This is a genomic window from Limosilactobacillus frumenti DSM 13145 (assembly GCF_001436045.1).
Taxonomy (GTDB): Bacteria; Bacillota; Bacilli; order Lactobacillales; family Lactobacillaceae; genus Limosilactobacillus; species Limosilactobacillus frumenti.
In genome coordinates this window covers 173405-195693 of the sequence record NZ_AZER01000016.1, presented here as the reverse complement: position 1 = coordinate 195693, position 22289 = coordinate 173405, and the positions used below count along the sequence as shown (strand labels likewise).

23 protein-coding genes and 1 tRNA gene are annotated in these 22289 nt (G+C 41.3%); 17 read left to right on the top strand and 7 right to left on the bottom strand.

Features of this window, described 5'->3' with window-relative positions:
* Positions 1-290: 290 nt before the first annotated feature.
* Positions 291-1280: an Abi family protein gene (locus FD27_RS05530; protein ID WP_057750745.1), complete on the bottom strand. Its 990-nt coding sequence runs from the start codon at positions 1278-1280 to the stop codon at positions 291-293.
* 242 nt (positions 1281-1522) lie between these two features.
* On the opposite strand from FD27_RS05530, the gene FD27_RS05525 reads away from it, so the two are divergent.
* The 3 genes from FD27_RS05525 to FD27_RS05515 all read left to right on the top strand — a co-directional run bounded on the left by FD27_RS05525 (position 1523) and on the right by FD27_RS05515 (position 6471).
* The gene (locus tag FD27_RS05525; protein ID WP_057750742.1) at positions 1523-3856 is read left to right on the top strand and encodes a hypothetical protein; all 2334 of its coding nucleotides are present in this window, start codon (positions 1523-1525) and stop codon (positions 3854-3856) included.
* Between the two features lie 290 nt (positions 3857-4146).
* Positions 4147-5529, top strand: a complete 1383-nt coding sequence (locus FD27_RS05520) for an amino acid permease (RefSeq protein WP_413230739.1) — start codon at positions 4147-4149, stop codon at positions 5527-5529.
* A gap of 156 nt (positions 5530-5685) precedes the next feature.
* Positions 5686-6471, top strand: coding sequence for a DNA/RNA non-specific endonuclease (locus FD27_RS05515; RefSeq protein WP_413230740.1), 786 nt, complete (start codon positions 5686-5688; stop codon positions 6469-6471).
* A 299-nt stretch (positions 6472-6770) separates the two neighbouring features.
* On the opposite strand, the gene FD27_RS05510 is transcribed toward FD27_RS05515, so the two are convergent.
* Positions 6771-7325, bottom strand: a complete 555-nt coding sequence (locus FD27_RS05510; protein WP_057750737.1) for a PepSY domain-containing protein — start codon at positions 7323-7325, stop codon at positions 6771-6773.
* Positions 7326-7516: 191 nt separating this feature from the next.
* Here FD27_RS05510 and FD27_RS05505 point away from each other — a divergent pair, with 191 nt between their 5' ends.
* From FD27_RS05505 to FD27_RS05455, 12 genes are all read left to right on the top strand, one after another.
* Entirely contained in the window at positions 7517-9826 is a 2310-nt protein-coding gene (locus tag FD27_RS05505) for a hypothetical protein (protein WP_057750734.1), read from the top strand.
* A gap of 79 nt (positions 9827-9905) precedes the next feature.
* Positions 9906-10349: a DUF3290 domain-containing protein gene (locus FD27_RS05500; RefSeq protein WP_057750731.1), complete on the top strand. Its 444-nt coding sequence runs from the start codon at positions 9906-9908 to the stop codon at positions 10347-10349.
* Positions 10350-10361: 12 nt separating this feature from the next.
* Entirely contained in the window at positions 10362-11000 is a 639-nt protein-coding gene (locus tag FD27_RS05495; protein ID WP_057750728.1) for a DUF421 domain-containing protein, read from the top strand.
* Positions 11001-11023: 23 nt separating this feature from the next.
* Positions 11024-11869: an alpha/beta hydrolase gene (locus FD27_RS05490; RefSeq protein ID WP_057750725.1), complete on the top strand. Its 846-nt coding sequence runs from the start codon at positions 11024-11026 to the stop codon at positions 11867-11869.
* A gap of 12 nt (positions 11870-11881) precedes the next feature.
* A complete protein-coding gene (locus FD27_RS08785; protein WP_164477191.1) occupies positions 11882-12037 on the top strand; it encodes a hypothetical protein in 156 nt (51 codons plus the stop codon).
* 142 nt (positions 12038-12179) lie between these two features.
* Positions 12180-12977 carry a Fe-S cluster assembly ATPase SufC gene (gene sufC / locus FD27_RS05485; protein ID WP_057750722.1) on the top strand — a complete coding sequence of 266 codons (798 nt, stop codon included), beginning with the start codon at positions 12180-12182 and terminating at the stop codon, positions 12975-12977.
* A 10-nt stretch (positions 12978-12987) separates the two neighbouring features.
* Positions 12988-14229 (top strand): Fe-S cluster assembly protein SufD, encoded by a 1242-nt coding sequence (gene sufD, locus FD27_RS05480; RefSeq protein ID WP_057750719.1) that lies wholly within the window; start codon positions 12988-12990, stop codon positions 14227-14229.
* Positions 14222-15451, top strand: a complete 1230-nt coding sequence (locus FD27_RS05475; RefSeq protein ID WP_057750716.1) for a cysteine desulfurase — start codon at positions 14222-14224, stop codon at positions 15449-15451. Before sufD ends, FD27_RS05475 begins: the two co-directional genes overlap by 8 nt.
* Complete coding sequence (gene sufU / locus FD27_RS05470) at positions 15438-15902, top strand: Fe-S cluster assembly sulfur transfer protein SufU (protein ID WP_057750712.1); 465 nt, start codon at positions 15438-15440, stop codon at positions 15900-15902. The genes FD27_RS05475 and sufU overlap by 14 nt, the downstream gene beginning before the upstream one ends.
* The gene (gene sufB / locus FD27_RS05465; RefSeq protein ID WP_057750709.1) at positions 15883-17292 is read left to right on the top strand and encodes a Fe-S cluster assembly protein SufB; all 1410 of its coding nucleotides are present in this window, start codon (positions 15883-15885) and stop codon (positions 17290-17292) included. Before sufU ends, sufB begins: the two co-directional genes overlap by 20 nt.
* An 11-nt stretch (positions 17293-17303) precedes the next feature.
* Entirely contained in the window at positions 17304-17636 is a 333-nt protein-coding gene (locus FD27_RS05460) for a metal-sulfur cluster assembly factor (protein WP_057750707.1), read from the top strand.
* A gap of 305 nt (positions 17637-17941) precedes the next feature.
* Positions 17942-18418, top strand: a complete 477-nt coding sequence (locus FD27_RS05455) for a nucleoside 2-deoxyribosyltransferase (protein ID WP_057750705.1) — start codon at positions 17942-17944, stop codon at positions 18416-18418.
* A 44-nt stretch (positions 18419-18462) separates the two neighbouring features.
* Here the strand turns inward: FD27_RS05455 and FD27_RS08905 are convergent, their stop codons facing one another.
* Positions 18463-19149 (bottom strand): matrixin family metalloprotease, encoded by a 687-nt coding sequence (locus FD27_RS08905; RefSeq protein WP_057750702.1) that lies wholly within the window; start codon positions 19147-19149, stop codon positions 18463-18465.
* A 28-nt stretch (positions 19150-19177) separates the two neighbouring features.
* Complete coding sequence (locus FD27_RS05445; protein ID WP_057750699.1) at positions 19178-19999, bottom strand: HAD-IIB family hydrolase; 822 nt, start codon at positions 19997-19999, stop codon at positions 19178-19180.
* Between the two features lie 177 nt (positions 20000-20176).
* Here FD27_RS05445 and FD27_RS05440 point away from each other — a divergent pair.
* Positions 20177-20248: transfer RNA gene (locus tag FD27_RS05440), tRNA-Arg, on the top strand.
* Positions 20249-20454: 206 nt separating this feature from the next.
* On the top strand, positions 20455-20889 hold the full coding sequence (gene msrB, locus FD27_RS05435) for a peptide-methionine (R)-S-oxide reductase MsrB (protein WP_057750697.1): 435 nt from the start codon (positions 20455-20457) through the stop codon (positions 20887-20889).
* 5 nt (positions 20890-20894) lie between these two features.
* On the opposite strand, the gene FD27_RS05430 is transcribed toward msrB, so the two are convergent.
* From FD27_RS05430 to FD27_RS05420, 3 genes are read right to left on the bottom strand one after another with little or no spacing between them, the layout of a single operon-like run.
* A complete protein-coding gene (locus tag FD27_RS05430) occupies positions 20895-21602 on the bottom strand; it encodes a class A sortase (RefSeq protein WP_057750696.1) in 708 nt (235 codons plus the stop codon).
* Complete coding sequence (locus FD27_RS05425; RefSeq protein ID WP_057750693.1) at positions 21599-21853, bottom strand: hypothetical protein; 255 nt, start codon at positions 21851-21853, stop codon at positions 21599-21601. The genes FD27_RS05430 and FD27_RS05425 overlap by 4 nt, the downstream gene beginning before the upstream one ends.
* A 57-nt stretch (positions 21854-21910) precedes the next feature.
* Positions 21911-22192, bottom strand: coding sequence for a hypothetical protein (locus FD27_RS05420; protein WP_057750691.1), 282 nt, complete (start codon positions 22190-22192; stop codon positions 21911-21913).
* Positions 22193-22289 lie beyond the last annotated feature (97 nt).

Here is a 22289-nt window from a genome sequence, read left to right as displayed (position 1 = left end):
GCATCTTTAGCTTGTATATGATGGGGCCTTTTTCTTTATACCGAATAAATTAATATCATGAATCTAGTTTTCATGGGGCACTCGTGGGGCAAAGTTGTGCATTTTTTGAGCACATACTCTTCAATCTTGGATGTAATGTGCAGATAAACTTTTGGTTGTGTGGCTACTTGAGTACTCCAACCATATTGAATGGTGTGTAGTAATATATCCTTAATTGTATTAGTTTATTAACACAAAAATGAAAAAGTGGATCGGTGACATATTTAATATCGTCATTACAGGAGAAGGGGTTAAAGAATGCTCCTATAGTTGCTTGGAAAGTGCATATCCTGTAATAATGTGGAATAATTGACAGGAGAAAAATTATCTTTAAAATTTTCAATTAAATTATTCATATCATTAATTAAACGTCTAAAATTCTTCTTTGGAAGCACAGCTTTCATTGCAATGATCAGTTCAAAAACGCCAGCTTGACTTCTTAATGCTATATTATTGATACCTGCAGCAGACTTAATTTCCCCCATATGAGGTGTTCGATAAACTATTTTTGAATAGGTTATTTCACCATGAGCCACCGCGTTTCTAAAAATATTTACCATCTGATTAATGCTACGAATGGCACCGGGTGTAATTGCGGATTGATGAGAATTATTGTATGAAGTACATTTCATATTGCGGAAATCACGCGCAATTGCTAATTGAATATCTTCAGTACAATTTGCATAGAAATAATTTAATTCACCAAATGTTAAGAAGTTTACAAGAACCCAAAGAGGAACATGACCATGTTTATTGACATAGTGTTTTATAGCATTTTTGCCACGACGATCTGAATACTTTTTGATAGTACTTGATAAAGAACTTATAGTACCTACAACAGACGAAACATGTTGGGCGTCTCTGAAAAAATTATCCATTGCTAAGTATGCATGCTCTTCTGGGTATTGTTCAGAAAAGCGATAAGCTATTTCCGCACCTAACATAGTTTCATATTTAAGTAAGGACCTGTAAAGAATAGCTCGTAATTCAAAATCAAAATCGTATAGTGATTTAATTTCATCGAAAGAAGCATCATCTTTATATACTTCTGGATGAATGATTTCTCCGTTAGTGCCTCTAGCTAAAAACATCCACTTATAACCGTTAATTAATGAATAATATCCTATTTGTTCTAGTGAACGCTTTGCTTTAGCGTGAGCATCATCAAGACCGCGACTGCGCAAAATTGATAGCTGCTGGTTCAATGTCTTAAACGGTTTCGAATTATCAGTACCTGTCAAAATATCACCTTCCCAAAACAAAAACCTCAGAACTATGCAAATACACAGAACTGAGGTTTTGCTAGTCCAACACCTACTCCTAGGGCCCTTTGGACTTGATCTGTAAGTATATTTTCACAGATAATGACGAGCATGTCAACAAATACATTGTATTTTAATTTTCTTTGTAACAAAAAGTGCAAAAGACCTAACTTCTTCGTTTTTTATGTAGTAGACCCACAAAATAGCGAAGGAGTTTTTTTATGTCCAAACGAGTTAGCAAAATTAGGTCACAATTAGGAATTACGTCTGCCACGGTCCTAATGACGTTAGCAGTTGGCAGTAACTGTTTAGTAACGCCAATTCAGGCATCAATCAGGGACCAAGAAAATGTCAGAACAAGCATGGCGGCAAAAAAGGAAATACAAACAGTCACCCGCAAGATTATTGTGGTAGATCCACACTTTAAGCAACCACAAGTTCAGTTACAAACGGTTCATTTTGTTAAACAAGGTGATCAGTGGCAGCCACTGAACAGTAATTTTCTGCCACCGTTTTTTCCAGTCCAATATGATAATTACTCACCACTTCAGACTGCGGTCAAGCCGCTGGTGGTGTCCCCCGGTGAAACAATTTCAGATGTCACAATCAAATATCGGTCGGTGGATTTAAGCAATGTTTCGCCGCATAACCAAGGGTTTTTACATGTAATCGCTGAAGATGCTGACGGAGACAAGAAGATTGAGACGGTAGTTAAAAGTAAATTAGGTGAGTGGCTTGACTTCCCACCCGCACCAACTGGATATGAATACATGTGTAATCATCCTGATAAGATCTACATTACGAAGAATGCGCAAAACATCTATTTGCCAGTAAAGAAGAGTGCAGATGATGTTCACGACAAGATTGAGACTAAACGTGTAACACGTCGAGTAGTCTTTAAACTGCCATCAGGCGACAAAGAGGTGATCCAAGAGGCTTACGCTAAAAGAATGGTAACTACCTCAGCTAATGGGATGTATCGGCAAGTTTCACCCTGGCAAATCGATTCATTTTCAGTCGTTGATGCCCCACAAGTCGATGGCCATTCTTCGTCGGTAAAGAAAGTCCCAGCCCAGCAATTGACAATGAATGACTTTGATAAAGGAATTCAGGACGTCATTGTTTCTTATACGCCAAATGAAGGTGAATCAACAACGACCACTGAGGATTCTCATGAAGCACCAAAAGATGAAGTGCATCAAGACGTGAAGTCTAAAAACGAAGCAACTTATTCCCAAACCGATGATGTTGTTACAAATGAAGCTGGTAATCAGACAGATAACATTTCATTCCTGCAAACCAGTAATAGCGCACAAACAGCTGAAAAGAGTTCTAGTACAGTCGGCACCCAGCCGGAAGTTACTGGTGAGAAAATCGTCCAAAAGAAACAGGATAGCAGCAGCGCTACTCAAACGGATAAGCACGTGTTTACAGCAACTGGTGTCCAAACTGACGAAGAAAAGACCAGTAACGACAGCCTGCAGACTGCGACCACGCAAACAAGTGACGTCACAGTCCAGGATAATGCAGTTGAAACTGTTCCGGTAACTGGAGTCACAGTTGATTCACAGACGGAGGCAACCCCTTTAACTGATACCAGTTCACAAACTAATAATCCTACACAAGACACAACGGGATCGCAAACTGATCGTTTGGCCACAAGTACCACTGATGCACAGACGGATGAAACTATTGTTACTGACTCCGGTGCACAAGTGGATATGAAGCCGGAGAATGAGAACAGTGTTACTCAAACCGATTTGCAACCATTAGTGACTACAGATACACAAACCAATGAAACGGCCATCAGCAATTCTAGTGTCCAAACTGATATGAAACCAGAAAACGAGACCACTGGGACACAAACTGATCATATGTCTTTAAGTAAAACCAATTCACAGACCGATGAAGTGACAGTCGCTGATTTGAGTGTCCAAACAGAACCAACTACAGATAACATGGCAATTGGCACACAAACAAAGCCGATTCTAACCAGCAAGGATGAAGAAGTTCAAACTAACGAACATATCACCAGTAAATCAAGCGGCATGCAGACAGAACATCCGACACAAGTAGACATCGATACACAAACGACTATTAAGCAACCAATTATGATTTCAACAGCTCAACAAACGGAAAATCAAGCAATCACAGCCAATTCAGCAGGTGAGAAAGGAGGGAAAAATTCTGGGCCAATGCCACATAACACTATCAACACTAAATATCACGCATATAACCAGGGAACACCAACTGATGACCTCGTAACCGTTCCCATAAACAAAGATGCGAAGCCAGAACTTGCAAAAGTTGATAGTCCAAAAGTGAGTGCTGATTATTCTAGATTGGAAAGAAACAATGAAGAAATTGATCCGTCACTTGCCAATTTATTTACGCAGGACCAAGCGTTACGACGCTCGTTAGAACAGGAAAAGCTGCCACAGACCAGTAACGAGACCGATAACCGAACAACATTGGTGGGAATGCTGTTAACGTTACTAGCCGGATTCCTCGCTGGACGATGGATTAAGGCTTACTATCAACGTCGTTCCAAATAATTCAATTATTTTTGCATTTATTTTAAAAAGTCCTTGCATTTTTAATTTTCTCATAGTATTCTAATTTCAGCATCAAGGAATGGAGGAAATTAATTATGTCAAATCAACAATCAATCATTCAAGTAACCTCCACCTCAACCACAACAACAAGCAACGTGGTTGAGTACCTTTAATATACTTCAAAATTAGATAGCAACAGCTACTCAGAAGTTACTCAACCAATTCAGTTAACAGATTTGGTTGATGGGACTTTTTGGGTAGCTTTTTTAGTTAAAGGATGGAGAATGCTTATGAGTGATAAACGAGTAAAGTTAAATCGGACGATGACGCCTGGCCAGATGGAAATGATTGCGATCGGTGGAACGATCGGTAGTGGTTTGTTCATGGGGGCAACTTCCACTATCAAGTGGACGGGGCCTTCAGTATTACTGGCATACGCCTTCGTTGGGCTAGTCCTGTACGGTGTTATGAGAGCATTAGGTGAATTGATTTACATTAGTCCAGGGACTGGTTCATTTGCGGACTACGGTTCCAAGTACATTCACCCAGTTGCTGGGTATCTGACCAAGTGGAGTAACGTGTTCCAGTTCATCATTGTTGGTATTTCCGACATCATTGCCATGTCTCAATATCTAAACTACTGGTGGCCAAATCTTCCCGATTGGATTTCAGGAACGATCATGATCATTATCTTGACGTTAGCGAACTTGGCATCAGCTAAGTCTTATGGTCGATTGGAATTCTGGTTTGCCATGATTAAGGTAGTTACGATCATCGTCATGATTATTATTGGTTTGATGGTTATCGTGCTTGGTCTTGGTAACCATTGGCAACCAGTGGGGATCTCAAACTTGTGGTCTCATGGGGGATTCTTTACTGGTGGTTTTATGGGCTTCATGTTCTCACTGTCAGTGATTGCCGGTTCTTACCAAGGAATCGAATTGTTAGGGATCACGGCGGGTGAAGCTGAATCACCACGGCACGCGATTGTTAAATCTGTTAAGTCCGTTATTTGGCGGATTTTGATCTTCTACATTGGTGCGATCTTCGTAATTGTTTCCATTTACCCATGGAACCAATTAAAGGCCGTTGGTTCACCATTCGTTGAAACCTTTACTAAGGTCGGCATTACCGGTGCCGCCGGGATTATCAATTTTGTTGTCTTGACGGCCGCCCTTTCTGGTGCCAACTCTGGTATCTACAGTGCCAGTCGGATGCTGTTCAAGCTATCGGTCGATGGTGAAGTGCCAAAGTTCTTCAGCAAGCTTTCTAAACGGATTGTGCCAAATGTGGCGATCTTGACAATTTCTTTCTGGATCTTTGTTGGTTTTGCAGTCAACGAATTATTGGCGATTTTCAATGCTAAGGCCGGTAATATCTTCGTGATCGTATATAGTTCCAGTGTTTTACCAGGGATGGTACCATGGTTTGTCATCCTGCTTTCAGAATTGAACTTCCGGAAGAACAATCCTGATCAATTGGTCGATCACCCATTCAAAATGCCTATTTATCCGTTCTACAACTACTTCAGTTTGATTGCTCTGTCAGTGATTTTACTCTTTATGTTCTTTAACCCAGATACGCGGGTTTCTGTTTCAGTCGGCGCAATCTTTTTGATCATAATGTCAATTATCTTTAAGCTTCACACTAAACGCCAGGTCGAGAAAGCTTAAAAGTTAAAAGCTTCGCAGTAATATGCGGAGCTTTTATTTTAGGACTATGCAAACATATGTTCATAAGATAAAATAATGAGTGTGTATTAAATTTACGAGGAGAAAAGTACTTTGAAGAAACATCCAATTCGTCACTTATTACTAGCAATATTAGCTATTGCTTCAGTCGCTTTTGTAACAGTTAAACCAACAAATAGCTACGCGGCTTTTCAGAATAAAATTCAAAGGTTGGTTGCTTGGGGTGGGTACGCGCGTCCATCTCACCATAATTTGCCACCAACGAAGGAGCAAGCCGAAGCGGTCCTGACTTCAGCAGTTAAGAAACAGGTCGGCAAGCAGTTTGAATGGAACGGCAGTGGCGCATTCATCATTGATGATAATCAGCCGCATTTAAATGCCAAAATTAATAGTGCGCCGTACGCTGTCAACCAGGTTGACAATCAAGGACGTGCTTGGCGTGGTGATAGTTGGTTAAATAAGACCACTCGCCAATACCGGAACCGGATGCAGACTGGTAACGGGGCTTCTGAATGGCGACCAGCAGGATTCTTACAAGCAAGCCATTTAACGGGTGGCTATTCGCATGCTTATGATCGTGGTCACTTGCTTGGCTATGCATTAGTTGGCGGAATCCGCGAATTTGATGCTTCGGAATCAAATCCAGCAAATATTGCTACGCAGACCGCTTGGGCTAACGAAGCCCGGAGCTCGATGTCGACTGGGCAAAACTATTATGAAGGGCTCGTGCGGCGGGCATTAGACCAGAATCATCAGGTACGTTACCGAGTGACTGATATCTATGATGGTGACAATTTAGTGCCTTCAGGAGCGCACATTGAGGCATTATCAAAGGATGGGTCATTGAAATTTAATGTGTTCGTGCCGAATGTCCAGAGAAACATTGATATCAACTATACCAATGGGGCGGTCAAGCAACGATGACCCGAATACCATGACATTGAAAGTTTTATTAAAAAGTGTCACTTAGATTTGTTTTGATTGAACTACATAAATGGGTAGTTGCATTACTTTTTATTACGGTTTTCTCGTTTAGCATAAATACGTAATATTTTTATGTGATACAACATTGAAGAAATCAAATCCCCATAGAAGTCGTGTGATTCCTATGGGGATTTATTGTTTATTTGATGAAATAACAGAATCAAAGGGAGAAAACTTAGGATATGTCAATGAGATAAACGTTCCCAAATTTCTCCTTGTGATCGATTGCAAGAACCCATTTAACTGTCTTTTTCAGCCTGCAATACTTGTTTATTCTGGGCATTAATTTTTACATCGGTCGATTGACCATCTTTATGAACAGTAACCTTCCAAGTGGGCGTACCATCCTCATTCTCCAGAACCCATTCTTTAGCATGGCTACCCTTAACTTGTTTCTCGGCAATCTTAGTAGCTTGTTTGCGAGAAATTAATTGGCTAAGGTCCAAATCATTTGATTTTTGTTCGTCCTGATCAAGACGTTCAGTCTCGGTTTTAGTAACTTTACCTGTCTTTGCATTGACGTCAGCGGTGTATTCTTTATTACCATCAAACCCAGACACTTCATATTGATATTGCCCGCGGTTGCTTTCTAGCTGGATTTCGTTAACCTTGCTGTCCTTGAATTTTTGCTTAAATTTCTTCACTGCTGTATTTTCATCAATCTTAATTTGCTTTGTGCTGGCAGTTGCTGCACTGGCACTTTCGTGATTGATTGCGATACCGCCCAATGCACTGGTAGTGAGGGTGGTTACGGCCAGTAGAGTAATTGTGCGTTGTTTAATGTTGCTAGTCATAATTGTCCTCCTATCTGTGGTGTTGCAATTATTTATTTGATGATTTCAATTGTAAGAAACAAACTTGAATATTCTGGGTGGAAGATATTAATAATTCATAAAGTTACCCAACTGAGGCAGACTTGCAAAATAGCGTTAAATAAACGAAAATAAATATAATATGTTTATTGATAGAGAAGGATTAACGAAAGATGGCAAAATCATCAAGTATTAATAAGATTCATATTGCCTTCGATGGTCAGGACACTCCGCCATTGAAGATACACCAGCTATTTGATCCTCGTAAATTTAACCAGTTACTGGCTGTAACGGGGAACGTTACTGCTGACTTTATTAACCAGTATTTGAGTAAGTTTCTGAAAGTGGAAATTGCCATTAGTCAGAACGAGACTGACCACCAATACTCAAGTAACGAAATGGTCACTAAAGTTGCTTTAGCAAATTCGTTATTGGCTGCAGCTAACAAGAAACCAGCCAAGCTATTTTCAGCTTTAAGCTCACAGAATCAAAGCAACGTTCTCGACAGTCTGTTTAAGATTGAAGTGGCACCAACTCAGGTGATCCATTCTCGCTTTTACTTGTTGTCCAATTCTGATAATGATGACTGTCGAGTTATTCTTGGTTCTGTTAACCTTGATGAACACTCGTTTGACAAACAACACAATCAATACGAAGAAGTTCTGGTCTTTGATAATGACCGGATGTTGTTTAATAATCTGGCTGACCACTTCAAGAAGGACCTCCAACCAGTATTACGGTCTTTTTTCTCGACCAATTTGTTAAAGGCTGCTCAGCAACAAATTGAAGAAAGCAAAAAGGATAGTGAAGATGGTACTGGTTCTGCACTAGTCATTCTGGATAACGAACAAACTGATAGGATCGCTGAACAAGATGTCACAGACATTATTAAGCACGATGTTCAGCAAGACATCGATCATGATATCTTACCAGAAATGATCACTAAGGCCATGCGAGATGTGACGACTAACCGCACACAGGACAAAGAAAACATTGCCCGCGCAGTTAAGCAGCATGACACCATCTACAATCTTCAAAAAGAGTCTGTATCGCCACGAGCAGCCAAGCCAAAACTAAAGACCCGGGAAAAGATTGCTAAAGAGGTTCATGAAGCACTGGTATCAGGTATGTCGCCACAGCAACGTGATGCCGAAAAGAAGTACACGACCTTCTTATACGATCGCCCAATGGAAAGGAACCTGGCCAACCATGCGAGTGGCTTGTTTGTGCCAAACGATACTGGGACGCACCCAATTCCGTTTGGTAAGATTGCCACTATTAGCCAGATTCGTGATGGCCTAAAGAGCATTGCAGCGGTTATGAAGGGCTACCAGCAGTACGTCGTTGATTACGATGATAACTACGGTAAACGATTCTATGAAGCAATCCTCTATGCCTTTACTGCGCCATTTTTGTGGGAAATTCGTTCTAAAGCTAGTTTGAACCCTGAAGACGGTAACGATGTGCCAAACTTCCTGATTTTAGGAGCAACTGCGGGTTCAGGTAAGTCAACGTTACTTCGAATCATTAACCAATTAACTTGGAATACTGACCGCTCCTTAATTGACTTCGGGACCATTTACCCATCGCAAACGCCACAAAAGAAGGCCAAGACGGTCGAAGCAATGGAACATTACATGTCGCTGGGATCATCTTACCCGGTACTGATGGATGAAATTGAACCATACTTCTTCCAACAAGATCAGTACAGTCGGCACCTGGTAGTTGATACGATGAACGAATTGGTTAACCATCCCCACGCCATCGCACCATTGATTGGAACTACCAACTACGATTCTGGCTTCACCATGCTCCGTGAAACGGCTCGGCGGACCTACTACTTGCAGATTGATAAGGTCATTGACGAATCACAGAAGGGGGACGCCAATAAGTACATTTACAATGTCCGGCAAACCCTTAACAACACCTTATTCAAGGACTTTGTCATGCGGATGGCCGAGTTACTGGAAGATGACGAAACTCCTTGGCGGTCCTTCAACCAGGAAAGTGGGCGGTTAGACTTCCTCGCTATGACCCGGCAAATCTTTAAGCATTACTATGAAATGGTTGACATGGACGTACCTTCTTACTTCCCAGAGACTGTCGTGGATGACTTCAAGGAAAGCTCTCGGAACCGGTGGGCTAAGTTGTACCTGACGCAGTCTGATGACTTCAAGTACCGGAGCTCAGACCAGAGTTTATTGTTTGATATTTCCAAGTTAAATACCTTCAATGGATTTACTGCCGATAGCATTGAGAAGTACCGGAATGCACTACCAATTGAGCTATGTGTGGATGGTATCAATGGTAAACGGGGTAAGTTCGTCGAAATTAAAGCTGCGGAGTTCTTCCGGTGGATTGGTGAACACAATCCATATGAGGAAGCGACTGATACAAATGCACCTCAAGATTCAAATAACGACGCTAGTGAAAAGAAAGCAAGGCCAAAGAAGAAGGGCTTCTGGGCCCGGCTCTTTGGTTAGTTGACAGCACTGTACACAGAATAAGAGTGAGAATGATTGTATTCCCACTCTTTTTATTAACGAGGAGGGAGACAAGCAAATGACGTTTTATACCGAATCATATTTAGTGAATCATCAACATTTTAATTCATTGTTTAACTACGCAGTTATTGCGATATTGCTCATTGCGCTGATTGTGACGTTGGTGGTTTATTCTCGTCACCGCCTGCAAATCCGTTACCGCGACCTGAGTATGATTTTTGTTTTGATCTTACTCTTTTTTACCGGTTTACAGATCACTAATATGGAAAAGTCTGCCACAACCGCCAATCAGAGTAGCCAAATGGTTCCATTTATCCATGCAGTAGCAAAGGACCACCACTTGAAAAATAGTCAGGTGATGGTGAATTCTACTACTCTTACAGATGGTGTGATCGTTCGTTTTAACAAGGAGGATTACCGGGTCAATATGAGTCCCAATGGTGATAACTATACCCTTGAACGAGCTCACGTGGTCAACCACCAAGTGCATGTACAACGATAAGGAGGATGCCATATGGATTATAATTTGATCTTTATCAAGTTTGCTTTAGGAATGATTTGTCTTATCCTCCAAATTAACATCATGGGGAAAGGTAATTTAGCGCCAAACAACGCCCTTGATCAACTACAGAATTATGTCCTTGGGGGAATTATTGGTGGAATCATTTACAACCAAGATATTACGATCTTGCAGTTTCTGATGGTATTAGTAATTTGGACAATAATAGTCGCTATAATTCGGTTCGCAACCAATCATAATCATTGGATTCGTAATGTCATTAATGGGCGACCAGTTGTCCTGGTACAAAATGGCCATGTGCTCGTGGATAATTGTTTAAAGATGGGGTTGTCTGCCAATGATCTTATGTTTAAGTTACGTGAACGAGGGATATATGAACTTAGCCGGGTGAAAAGTGGTATTCTGGAACAAAATGGTCAGTTAGTAGTAATTGAAAATGATGAGGAAAACATCAAATTTCCTTTGATTGCAGATGGTATTATTAATCACGATGTTTTGGAATTAATTCACCATGATGAAAACTGGTTAACCCAGCAGGTCCAGCAACGTGGTTTCGTATCAGTAAATGATGTCTTTCTTGGCGAATACATTCATGGTCAATTACGATTAACAGCTTATCCGAAAGACAATTAACAGTAGTAACCGAGGTGTGGGGGATGAAAAAATTTGCAAAATGGGTGATCGGCATTATTGGCTCATTCTTCATTGTGCTGATGGCGGCCCAGTTTATCGTGTTACGCCCACTACCTAATCATCATATTAATAGTACCGACCAGCAGGCCAACGTTTGCTATACTCGTACACCAACAATTCTGATACCAGGATGGGGAGGCAATTCAACGACCTACCACAAGCTGGTTCAAACGTACCAACAAAAACAGATTGCCCAAAAAGTAATGACGGTTTGGGTTTCACCCAGTGGCCAGGTCCGTACTAGGGGAAGTTATCATGATCAGAAGAATGCCTTGATTCAGGTGCTTTATAATTGGAATTATAATGCTTCCTACCATCCCCAAGTTCACCAACTCGATCAGGTGTTACAAGTCCTGCATGCCCGGTATGGAATTAATAAGATGAACGTTATTGCTCATTCATATGGCGGGACTGAATTCATGCATGCCTATTTTGGTTCACCGATTTTGCAGCACCAGATTAAACTGCAAAGGGTAATTTTTTTAGGGGTGCCAGTGGAAGAAAGCTTTGGGGTCCATGTTAAATTTGTCCCCGAGCTATTTAAAAAGTCCCATGATAAGAACTTTAAAGAATTAGTACGGCAAATGACTGCCTGGGCACCAAACAAAGATGTGGCTTTCTACAACATCATGGGTGGTAGCGACGATGAAGTGCCGAAGATTCAATCAGAAATGTTACAATCATTAGTACGAATCCATCCTCAGTTGGCTTACCATCAAGTTGTTGTGCCCCATACTAATCATTTCCAACTTCATAACCGGGAACGCATTCTTAATGGAATTGCCCAAATCCTGTGGTCAGCGAAATGAGGTATAAATAATATGAAAAAAGAATTTGGCCAGGTGACTGGCATTATCTGGCGGGGGGCTGACGACCTTGCCACCTATCAACAACTGAAAGCCTATGCAGATGCTCATAATTTAAAAGTTACGGAAGCAGCTAAGCAAATATTAACGGACACTTTACAGAAAAAGTAAATAAAAAGAATACGGTGAATTAGATGCCTATGAAGTCATAGTGGAGGCCTAATTCACCGTTTTAATATTAATCTGGTTATTTTAGCTTTTGCCGGGACTTCGGTATAATAAAGAGCAGAAATTAAACGAAGGGTCGATTGAAATGGCAAAACTAGAAGTACGGGATCTTCATGTTTCAGTAAAGGACGAAGAAAGTAAATCTACTAAAGAAATCCTCAAAGGGGTTAATCTTACTATGCAGACTGGCGAGATTCACGCCATCATGGGTCCAAATGGGACTGGTAAGTCGACCCTGTCTGAAACGATTATGGGAAAAAGTGGCTACCATGTTACCCAAGGTGATATTTTACTAGACGGTCAATCAATTCTGGATATGCCGGTTGATGAACGCGCACGGCGGGGCTTATTTTTGGCAATGCAATACCCAGCGGAAGTCCCCGGCGTAACCAATGCTGAATTTTTGCGGGTGGCCATTAATGCCCGTCGTGATCAGGATCATCAAATCTCCGTCATGGATTTTCTCCAGAAGCTCGACCGGAACCTTTCATTGCTTGACATGAAAGAATCAATGACGGAGCGCTACCTGAATGAAGGCTTTTCGGGTGGTGAAAAGAAGCGAAACGAAATCCTTCAATTATTGATGATTGAACCTAAGATTGCAATCCTGGATGAAATCGACTCTGGGTTAGATATCGATGCGCTTAAAGTGGTTTCCAAAGGGGTCAACTCGATGCGTGGCAAGGACTTTGGAGCATTAATCATTACCCACTACCAACGCTTATTGAACTATATTGTTCCAGACACCGTCCACGTAATGATGGATGGCCGGATCGTTAAGAACGGTGGTCCAGAGTTGGCCAAGAAATTGGAAGCGGAAGGATATACAGGATTACGGGATGAATTAGGTCTCGACATCCCATTAGTTGATGACGATCAATAGGAGGAACAGCATGAACGAGCAAGAATTAAAACAAATCAGTCAAGCTCATAATGAACCAGCTGCCCTCTGGGACATTCGTCAAAAAGCATTTCAGTTGATCGCTAAAACTAAGCTACCAACCATGCAACGCTTTTCTTACCAAGATTGGCCGTTAACGACAGAAAATGATTTATCTTGGTTACCACCAAAACCAAGTAATATTCAACCAACACAGTTCACACTGCTCGGCCAGATGGTGATCAATCATACCTTTCCAGAAGAATGGCAGGCAAAAGGGGTCCGTGTAATGGACATGTTTCAAGCATGGCATGACGACCCAACAACGATGACAAAGTATTTTGCTAAAGTAATCAAACCAAGTGAAAGTAAATTAACGGCCTTTCATTACGCCTACATGAATAGCGGCTTGATAATTAAAGTACCTCGTAATATGGAACTCAAGGCCCCGTTAGAACTTAACCTGATCCAGGATAACCGTATTGATGGTGGTTTAAACTCACATGTGTTAGTTATTGCTGGGCAAAATAGCTCTTGTAGTATCCTCCAGCACTGGTCATCGCTCGGCAAACAGGTAAACACGCTCAATTCAATGGTGGAGGTCATTGCTGAACCAGGCAGTCATGTGAATTTTTCCGCTCTTGATGAAATTGGTGTATCTTCCACCGTTACCTTTAACAGGCGCGCGCTGATCAAACGAGATGCGGAGGTCAACTGGGCAGTTGGCATGATGAATGACTGTAACACCGTTGGCGATATTGATGCAGAATTGGTTGGTGACGGCAGCCAGGCCCATTCTAATATGATTGGGGTTACTGGTCACCAACAACATGTGGGAATCAATAACCGGGTTACTAATCGTGGTAAACATACCCTAGGCTTAATTAACCAACGCGGCGTGATCAACGACCAGTCTGAATTAATCTTTAACGGAATTGGTCAGATCATTCACGGTGCCCATGGTTCCCAAGCGGACCAACAAAATCGCGTTCTTGTTATGTCGGAGCAGGCGCGCGGGGATGCTAACCCAATTTTATTGATTGACGAAAATGATGTTGAAGCTGGACATGCTGCCAGTGTTGGCCCGGTTGACCCTCATCAGATGTATTATTTGATGAGTCGTGGAATTCCGCGGAAATTAGCTGAACAAATGGTAATTCGCGGGTTCCTTGGTCCCGTGCTTGATAACATCCCATCGGCGAATGTTCGCCAGCACATGATTAATATTCTAGAAAGGAAGCTAAAGAATGAGTAATCCTTGGCGGGATGACTTTCCAATTCTCAAACAACGGGTGAATGATGAACGGCTAGCTTATTTGGATAATGCGGCCACCAGTCAGAAGCCCCAAGCGGTAATTGATACAGTCACTCATTTCTATGAACACGATAATGCCAATGTTCACCGTGGCGTCCATACCCTAGCAGAACGCTCTACTAGTCGGTATGAAGAAGCTCGACGCAAGGTTCAGCAATTCATCCATGCCCAACGATCAGACGAAATCATCTTTACTAAAGGCTGCACTGACAGTTTGAATTTAGTTACTAGTACTTATGGTAACCAGGTTATTCATGCTGGGGATGAAATTGTCATTACCATAATGGAACACCATAGCAATTTGATTCCCTGGCAGCAGCTTGCCAAACAAAAGGGTGCAAAATTAAAATATATCGATATTGATGAAAATGGTCAGTTGAAGATGGATCAAGCTGCACGGTTGATTACCGATCGAACGAAGATTGTGGCCGTTACCCACATCAGTAATGTACTAGGCACGGTCAACCCAATTCAGCAGTTGGCAGCAATTGCTCATCAGCATCATGCCGTCATCGTGGTCGATGGGGCGCAAGCAGTTGCTCATTTACCAGTCAATGTTCAAGAATTAGGGGCAGATTTCTATGCCTTTTCTGGTCATAAGATGCTCAGCCCAACAGGAATTGGGGTTCTTTACGGGCGACATAACCTCTTAGCTAAAATGACCCCTTACCAATATGGTGGCGAAATGATTGCGGAAGTTCACCAACAAGAAAGCACCTGGGCAGAACCACCATTTAGGTTTGAAGCGGGAACCCAAAATATTGCTGGGGCAATTGGCTTAGGAGCCGCGATTGACTACCTGAATCAGGTCGGAATGGATAAAATCCAACATCATGAACAAGAAATGGTTAAAGACTTGCTACCCAGAATTGTTAAGATGCCTGGAGTCACGGTATATGGACCCCACGATGCTGACAAACATACAGGGGTAATTGCTTTTAATATTGATGGGATTCATCCCCATGACGTAGCAACTGCTCTCGATATGGATGGGGTGGCTGTTCGCGCTGGTCACCACTGTGCGCAGCCGCTGATGGAACGTTTAGGAGTTCCAGCAACTGTTCGAGCTAGTTTGGCATTTTATAATGATCAACAAGATATTGACCAGCTTTTGGCAGCAATTCAGGATACAAAGGAGTTCTTTAAGCATGGGACTCGATAAGTTAAGGAATCTTTATCAAGCAGTGATTCTCGATCATGCTAACCATCCCCGTAACAAGCATAAGTTAACAAATCCTACTACGACAATGACGGTTCACAATCCGACTTGTGGTGATACGATTAACTTACAAGTTCAAGTTAAAAACAACCGGCTTGCTGATATTGCCTTTACTGGCAGTGGGTGTTCAATTAGCCAGGCATCTGCTAGTATGATGACGGAAGCCGTTAAGGGGAAATCTACCCAGGAAGCTCAGCAGATGGCCAAAACATTTTCGGACATGGCAATTGGAAAATACCACTATCAAAAAGATTTGAAAAAACTGGGGGATGCACAGGTGTTAATCAACATTATGCAGTTTCCAGCACGAATAAAATGTGCAACGATTTCATGGTGGGCATTGGAACGTGCCTTGGCAAAGGAGGACCAAACAGGTGAGCAACGAAGCAAATAAGATTGTTCAGTCAAATGACCAGTACGAATATGGTTTCCACGACCAGGTAACGCCCAAGTACTCCACGGGTCGCGGGTTAACTGAAGATGTAGTGCGGAAAATTTCAGCAGAAAAACATGAGCCCCGGTGGATGTTAGACTACCGTCTTAAGTCATACCGCATCTTTAAGAAACTGCCGATGCCAAAGTTTGGCCCCGACTTATCGGGAATTGACCTGAAAAACATGTTGTATTATCAGAAAATGACCGACCGGAAATATCGCGACTGGGCCGATGTCCCTGATGACCTGAAAGAAACCTTCGAGCGCCTCGGGGTACCAGAAGCGGAACGGAAGTACTTGGCCGGGTCAGCCGCTCAGTATGAATCCGAAGTGGTTTATCACAATATGAAAAAGCAGTTTGCCAAGATGGGGATTATCTTTACTGATACCGATACCGCCTTACAAAAGTATCCAGAACTCTTTCGCAAATGGTTTGGCAAACTTGTTAAGCCGGCGGATAATAAGTTTGCTGCATTGAACGGGGCTGTGTGGTCGGGTGGATCTTTCATTTATGTTCCCAAAGGAGTTAAGTGTAAGACCCCCATGCAGGCTTACTTCCGTCTTAATGCGGAAAATTCAGGGCAGTTTGAGCGAACCCTCATTATTGTCGATGAGGGTGCCAGTGTCGACTACGTGGAAGGTTGCACGGCACCGAACTACTCATCTGACAGTCTCCATGCGGCAGTAGTCGAGGTGAACGTTGCTAAAGACGCCTATTGCCGTTACACGACGATTCAAAACTGGTCCGATAACGTTTATAGTTTGGAAACAAAGCGGGCCGCAGCCGCGGAAAACGCCACTATGGAGTGGGTGGACGGTAATCTTGGTTCAAAGGTCACCATGAAATACCCAAGTGTATATCTAAATGGTGAGGGTGCCCGAGGGACAATGTTGTCAATTGCGGTCGCCTCAAATGGAATTCACCAGGATTCCGGTGCGCGGATGATTCATAATGCTAAGAATACATCCAGTTCAATTGTCTCCAAATCAATTGCGCGAACTGGCGGTTCGACTGATTATCGCGGAACTGTGCGTTTTAGTAAAAATTCTGATGGCTCCAAGGCTCACGTGGAATGTGACACCATTATCATGGACGATCAGTCTTCATCTGACACCATCCCTTACAACGAGATTGATAATGCACACGTAGCCATGGAACATGAAGCTAAAGTTTCCAAAATATCTGAAGAGCAGCTGTACTACTTAATGAGCCGGGGAATTTCCGAAGCAAAAGCTACCGAAATGATCATCATGGGCTTTGTGGAACCATTTACGAAGAAACTACCGATGGAATACGCAGTGGAACTAAACCGGCTGATTTCATTTGAAATGACCGACTCAATCGGGTAGGGGGTACATTCATGACAAAAATTACTGAGCAAGACTTATCACCAATTGAGAAGCAAGTATTGGCGGCTCTTCAGAAGGTCATTGACCCGGAATTAGGGATCGACCTTGTTAATCTCGGTTTAATTTATGGCATTAATGTTGATACAGATGGCAAATGCCTGGTCACAATGACCCTAACAATGATGGGTTGTCCGCTTACTGACGTCCTAAATCATGATATTACGACCGCCGTTGAAGCAGTTGATGGAATAAATAAGTGTGAGATTAAGGTCGTGTGGGAACCAGCTTGGGGACCAGATAAAATGTCCCGATTTGCTCGGATGGCATTAGGAGTTCATTTTTAATATAAGAAAAGGGACCAGTTAGCATGACCGATCCCTTTTCATTACCGTTTTCGATTTAAATAAAACGCAAGCGCAATCAACAAGAGCATCACGATAATTGCCAAGCGTGGATTCGACCGAAAAAGCTCGTGCATTGCATGGATTTGTCCAATCCCCAGTGGTAAATTGATCACTTATTATCGCTCCTTTCTGCGCAAATCAATGATTTTATAATACTAAAAGCTGACTAAAAAGACTAATAATTTGTCCTGTCTAAGAATGATTCATGATAGAATGGTACAGTATCATTTTTGAGGAGGAACAGCATGACAAAAACAAAAACTGTTTATTTCTGCGCCGGTTGGTTCACTGAGCACCAAAACGCTGCTTACCAGGAAGCTATGGAAGCCATCAAGAAGAATCCTACTGTTGACGTTGAAAATTCATATATTCCACTGGACCATCAATATAAAGGCTTACGGGTAGATGAACACCCTGAACTACTTGAGGATCGTGAATGGGCTACGGCAACTTATAATGGTGACCGGGTTGGGGTTTCAACCAGCGATACCTTATTGGCCGTGTACTTACCTCACGAGGAAGATGTTGGAATGGGCGTAGAATTAGGGATGGCTCGGGCGCTCGGTAAATATATCCTCATTGCTGTTCCAGATAACCTATGGGGTCAACCCATTAACCTGATGAGTTGGGGAATTGGCGATAACTTTATCAAACTATCAGATTTAAGCAAATTCGACTTCAATAAACCGACCTTTAACTTCTACCCAGGATCCGTTTATTAATAAATAAGACCACCGTAGTTTATGCGCTGCGGTGGTCCTATTTATTATCTGTACATCATCCGCAAAGTTTTAATGTCCTGCTTCGTAATACCAGTCCGAATATTCCGTGGAACCATCACACTATGTTCATATTCAGGCGCGTGGGCCAATCCGAGCGCATGACCAAGTTCATGTTCAGCAACGTGTGCCCGAAACTGATCATTAACATATGCAAGCTGGTTAGCATCTAATGTCGAAGTGGCCTTAATCATTGTATGGTAGTCAGGATTGTAACTTGTCTGCGTGGACCCCAGTTGCGAAGTAACATAACCCACATTGGGTTGGGAAGCAGAAGAAGACAGATCACCAGAATTAACAATAACATTGGCATTAGAACGGTGGTCAGTCCAAATTAACTTAACAATCTGCGGCTTATTCCAGGCTTTAACAGCAGTCCGAAATGCTTTTTTTATCTTGGGATTATCGGTATCCATGTAAATATAAACACGCTGATTGACCCAACGATAACCCTCGTTCGGAGTTGGTGTGTTATTGGGTATGGCTAGGGGATGTGGTGGTAGTTTCTGATCGTGATCAATATCGAGCGAGAAGGAGGTCGTTGAGCTGAAGGCCGAGCTACTACTATTATTGAGACTTGGGAGATCATCATCAGCAAAAGTAGTTGGTGTTAATACAGAAACAATGAAGACGCAACTTACTAATAAGCGGAGTAAAAACTTCGTGAGTAACACCTTCTTTATTAACTAGTTTACATAATATTTAATTTAAATACATATCTTCAATTTCTTGCAATAAGCCATCATGGTTGTTATCAAATTTAGTAATGCGTTGTGCCACTAGTTTCAGGTCAGCCGTTGCATTGAGCATCGCGACGCCGGTACCGACCTCTTTAATCATCTCGAGATCATTACTACTGTCACCGAACGCGGTAACATTCTGGAGCGATTGGTGATAAAAACGACTAATTAGTTGATTCAATCCTCGGGCCTTATTAACATTCGCTGGTAAGATATCAATACCATAAGCACCGCTATAAGTTGCTTTGACCTGTCCAGCAAACGATTTATTAATGTTATCAGCAACTGCGAGTACACGATCAAGTGTTGGGCGCTGCTTGAACCAATTGATATTAAGATTGTAAATTGGTTCATTGATTTCCGATAATGAAGTAAAGTAGTTGTGATGGGGATAGAATGGAACCGGAACGTCACGGAACCGTTCAGCAATATGCGTGGCCGTCGCCCCAGATAAGGACAGCAAATCAGGGGTCAGCTGATGGTCACTAATAAAGGTCAGTAACTGTTGAAGGATGGCCCTTTGATGAACCGCTGCCATGACGGTTTGCCCATTAACGATAATTCGTCCACCATTTTCCGCAACGAAAGTATCAACATCAGGGGAATTCCGGAAAATATGCTGAACAGCATCGTAGCTATTACCGGTTGCAACAATCAACTGAATATTCTTATTAGTTAATGCCTGGAGATCGTGATTGAATCGCTGGATATTATAGTGATCATGGTCGTCATATAAAGTACCATCAATGTCAATCGCAATGAACTGTTGCGGTGCTTTCAGCATTGTGTCACGTCCTTCTCATCATAGTAATTAACGCTTTTCTATTATACTTTACTCACTAAATAACGCCACTATTATGATTTGAATGTGGAGCTAGTTTACATAATATATATACATATTAATTGATAAAAAAGATTTATCAATTCTCTCAAAAAGGACTACAATAATAAGTGTAATAAGGCGCCCTTAGTGTAATGGATAGCACATGAGATTTCGGTCCTCATGATCGGGGTTCGACTCCCCGGGGGCGCATTTTTAATAATAAATTTAAGTGGCTACATCCTTAATACCGACGGATTTAGCCATTTTTGATTATATTGGGGTTTGCAAAGGTATTTAATCGTGAAATAGAACTGAAATAATGGCAAATTTAGTACTCATATCGTAAGCAACATTCTCGCATACCGATAGTAAGTATGATTTACTGAAAGCAAACATGAAATGCGGAGGCTTGAATCATGAATGAACGTCAAGACGAATTAAAGAGCAAATTGACCCCAATGCAGTACGCCGTTACTCAAGAAGCAGCAACTGAACCGCCATTTAGCGGTAAATATGATCACTTTAATGAACCGGGTATTTACGTAGATGTGGTGTCTGGTGAACCATTATTTTCGTCATTAGATAAGTATGACGCCGGATGTGGTTGGCCATCATTTACGAAGACGATTGATCAACGAGTTGTAAAGGAAAAACGTGATCAATCCTTTGGGATGGAACGTACAGAGGTCCGGAGCAAAAATGCTAACTCTCATTTAGGTCATGTTTTTACTGATGGTCCCGTTGATCGTGGTGGCTTACGTTACTGTATTAACTCAGCTGCTTTACGGTTTATTCCAGTTAATCAACTTCAAGAACAGGGATACAGCAAATATTTGAAATTGTTTCGATAATTTACCTAGTAGTTAACCACAACGATTTTATATTTTCGATTTAGCCAAGCTTTTGTATGTATATTTAAATTAGCAATCGAATATCTTTTCACCAGCTTAGCTTTTACCAATATTCTTCGCTTATTATCAGAGGTACAAGTTACTAACGAGAGAGTTTTCTCACCACCTTTAAAAGCCGCTTCATCATTCCACGGTGAAATAATTTGCTTACTCAGAATTATATATTGATTTACGTCTTTAAAATTAGTGATAATTATCTGACGTCCAGATAGTGAATGATAAGCTAGGGGAGTAAAAAGCGCCGAGCTAGTTTTGTCTCCTAAATTATGAGCACCCACTACTAAATGATGGTTGGTATTTATATATTCTGGTGTTAACATTCCGGCACCACAAGTATAGACTTTGTTATCCGTGTAATTTGCTAGTGGAACATTCATTTTTAATGAAGGTATTAAAAGGGCACCTACATAATTTGAAGAGTGACTAATCGATTCTAGTACCACATTCCTAAAGGACAGTAATTGAACTGACTGCCAATTATTATTTCTTCTCAAATTCGAAGTTATTCTTTTTTCCTTTACTATTCTAGGATGGTAAAGGTTAATCATTTGTGTCTCAACAAGTATTTGAAGGTGCTGATTACTAAGAATTGCTATGCAACTAATTGACCAAACAAAAACTATTAATGATACATAATAAATAAGCTTTTTCATTTTTTAGCTGGTCGGACTAATTGATACATTTCTGATAAAGAAACTGTTAAAAGCGCATAGCCTAAATTACGTAATCTGCCATCTATATTAGTATATCGGTGGGTCTGAAATAATACTTTCTTTTCATTTGGTCGTGGTTGATACGAATGAGCATCTTTAAAACCATAGTAAATTACTGGGCCAAAATTTAAAATAAAGGTTGCTAATATTAATAATATTTCGAGACGCTTTAGGATATTTCGATTCTTCATAATTTAATTGACACCTCACTAAATTTAGTACAATGTTTTGAATCTAGTGACATTAATTCATAATGGTTTAACTAAATTTTTTCGGTGAGTGTACCTTTCGCGAATCGTTAAAGTATTTAGATGGGGATAATGGGCTAATAATTCCTTAATGGTCATTTTGGTGTGATTATATACGACAAAACTATATGGGGATTCTTCATTAATATGTTTGATGACTAAGTTATTTTCCCGACAACCATGTTCATAGCGAAAGCGAATTTCTGGAGCAGATATTTTATATTTATGTGACAACTTGTAGATATTAACTTTTTTACCGTGAAAAGGTATTTCCTTCAGCATATAATTACCTCCCTTAACTGTTTTTCTAGTTTAAAGAGGTGAAATAACTGATTTAAGAAAAAAACACCCATTGGAAAGATCTGAAACGAAGAGTCAC

What these genes read in the sequence shown, in the direction of transcription:
- FD27_RS08785 (WP_164477191.1), top strand. Translation starts at nt 11,882, where the DNA reads ATGAAAAAAGAATTTGGCCAGGTGACTGGCATTATCTGGCGGGGGGCT.
- FD27_RS05510 (WP_057750737.1), bottom strand. Translation starts at nt 7,325, where the DNA reads ATGACTAGCAACATTAAACAACGCACAATTACTCTACTGGCCGTAACC.
- FD27_RS05430 (WP_057750696.1), bottom strand. Translation starts at nt 21,602, where the DNA reads ATGAAAAAGCTTATTTATTATGTATCATTAATAGTTTTTGTTTGGTCA.
- FD27_RS05495 (WP_057750728.1), top strand. Translation starts at nt 10,362, where the DNA reads ATGGATTATAATTTGATCTTTATCAAGTTTGCTTTAGGAATGATTTGT.
- sufC (WP_057750722.1), top strand. Translation starts at nt 12,180, where the DNA reads ATGGCAAAACTAGAAGTACGGGATCTTCATGTTTCAGTAAAGGACGAA.
- FD27_RS05455 (WP_057750705.1), top strand. Translation starts at nt 17,942, where the DNA reads ATGACAAAAACAAAAACTGTTTATTTCTGCGCCGGTTGGTTCACTGAG.
- FD27_RS05475 (WP_057750716.1), top strand. Translation starts at nt 14,222, where the DNA reads ATGAGTAATCCTTGGCGGGATGACTTTCCAATTCTCAAACAACGGGTG.
- FD27_RS05520 (WP_413230739.1), top strand. Translation starts at nt 4,147, where the DNA reads ATGAGTGATAAACGAGTAAAGTTAAATCGGACGATGACGCCTGGCCAG.
- FD27_RS05445 (WP_057750699.1), bottom strand. Translation starts at nt 19,999, where the DNA reads ATGCTGAAAGCACCGCAACAGTTCATTGCGATTGACATTGATGGTACT.
- FD27_RS05505 (WP_057750734.1), top strand. Translation starts at nt 7,517, where the DNA reads ATGGCAAAATCATCAAGTATTAATAAGATTCATATTGCCTTCGATGGT.
- FD27_RS05500 (WP_057750731.1), top strand. Translation starts at nt 9,906, where the DNA reads ATGACGTTTTATACCGAATCATATTTAGTGAATCATCAACATTTTAAT.
- FD27_RS05420 (WP_057750691.1), bottom strand. Translation starts at nt 22,192, where the DNA reads ATGCTGAAGGAAATACCTTTTCACGGTAAAAAAGTTAATATCTACAAG.
- msrB (WP_057750697.1), top strand. Translation starts at nt 20,455, where the DNA reads ATGAATGAACGTCAAGACGAATTAAAGAGCAAATTGACCCCAATGCAG.
- FD27_RS05525 (WP_057750742.1), top strand. Translation starts at nt 1,523, where the DNA reads ATGTCCAAACGAGTTAGCAAAATTAGGTCACAATTAGGAATTACGTCT.
- sufU (WP_057750712.1), top strand. Translation starts at nt 15,438, where the DNA reads ATGGGACTCGATAAGTTAAGGAATCTTTATCAAGCAGTGATTCTCGAT.
- FD27_RS05425 (WP_057750693.1), bottom strand. Translation starts at nt 21,853, where the DNA reads ATGAAGAATCGAAATATCCTAAAGCGTCTCGAAATATTATTAATATTA.
- FD27_RS05460 (WP_057750707.1), top strand. Translation starts at nt 17,304, where the DNA reads ATGACAAAAATTACTGAGCAAGACTTATCACCAATTGAGAAGCAAGTA.
- sufD (WP_057750719.1), top strand. Translation starts at nt 12,988, where the DNA reads ATGAACGAGCAAGAATTAAAACAAATCAGTCAAGCTCATAATGAACCA.
- FD27_RS05490 (WP_057750725.1), top strand. Translation starts at nt 11,024, where the DNA reads ATGAAAAAATTTGCAAAATGGGTGATCGGCATTATTGGCTCATTCTTC.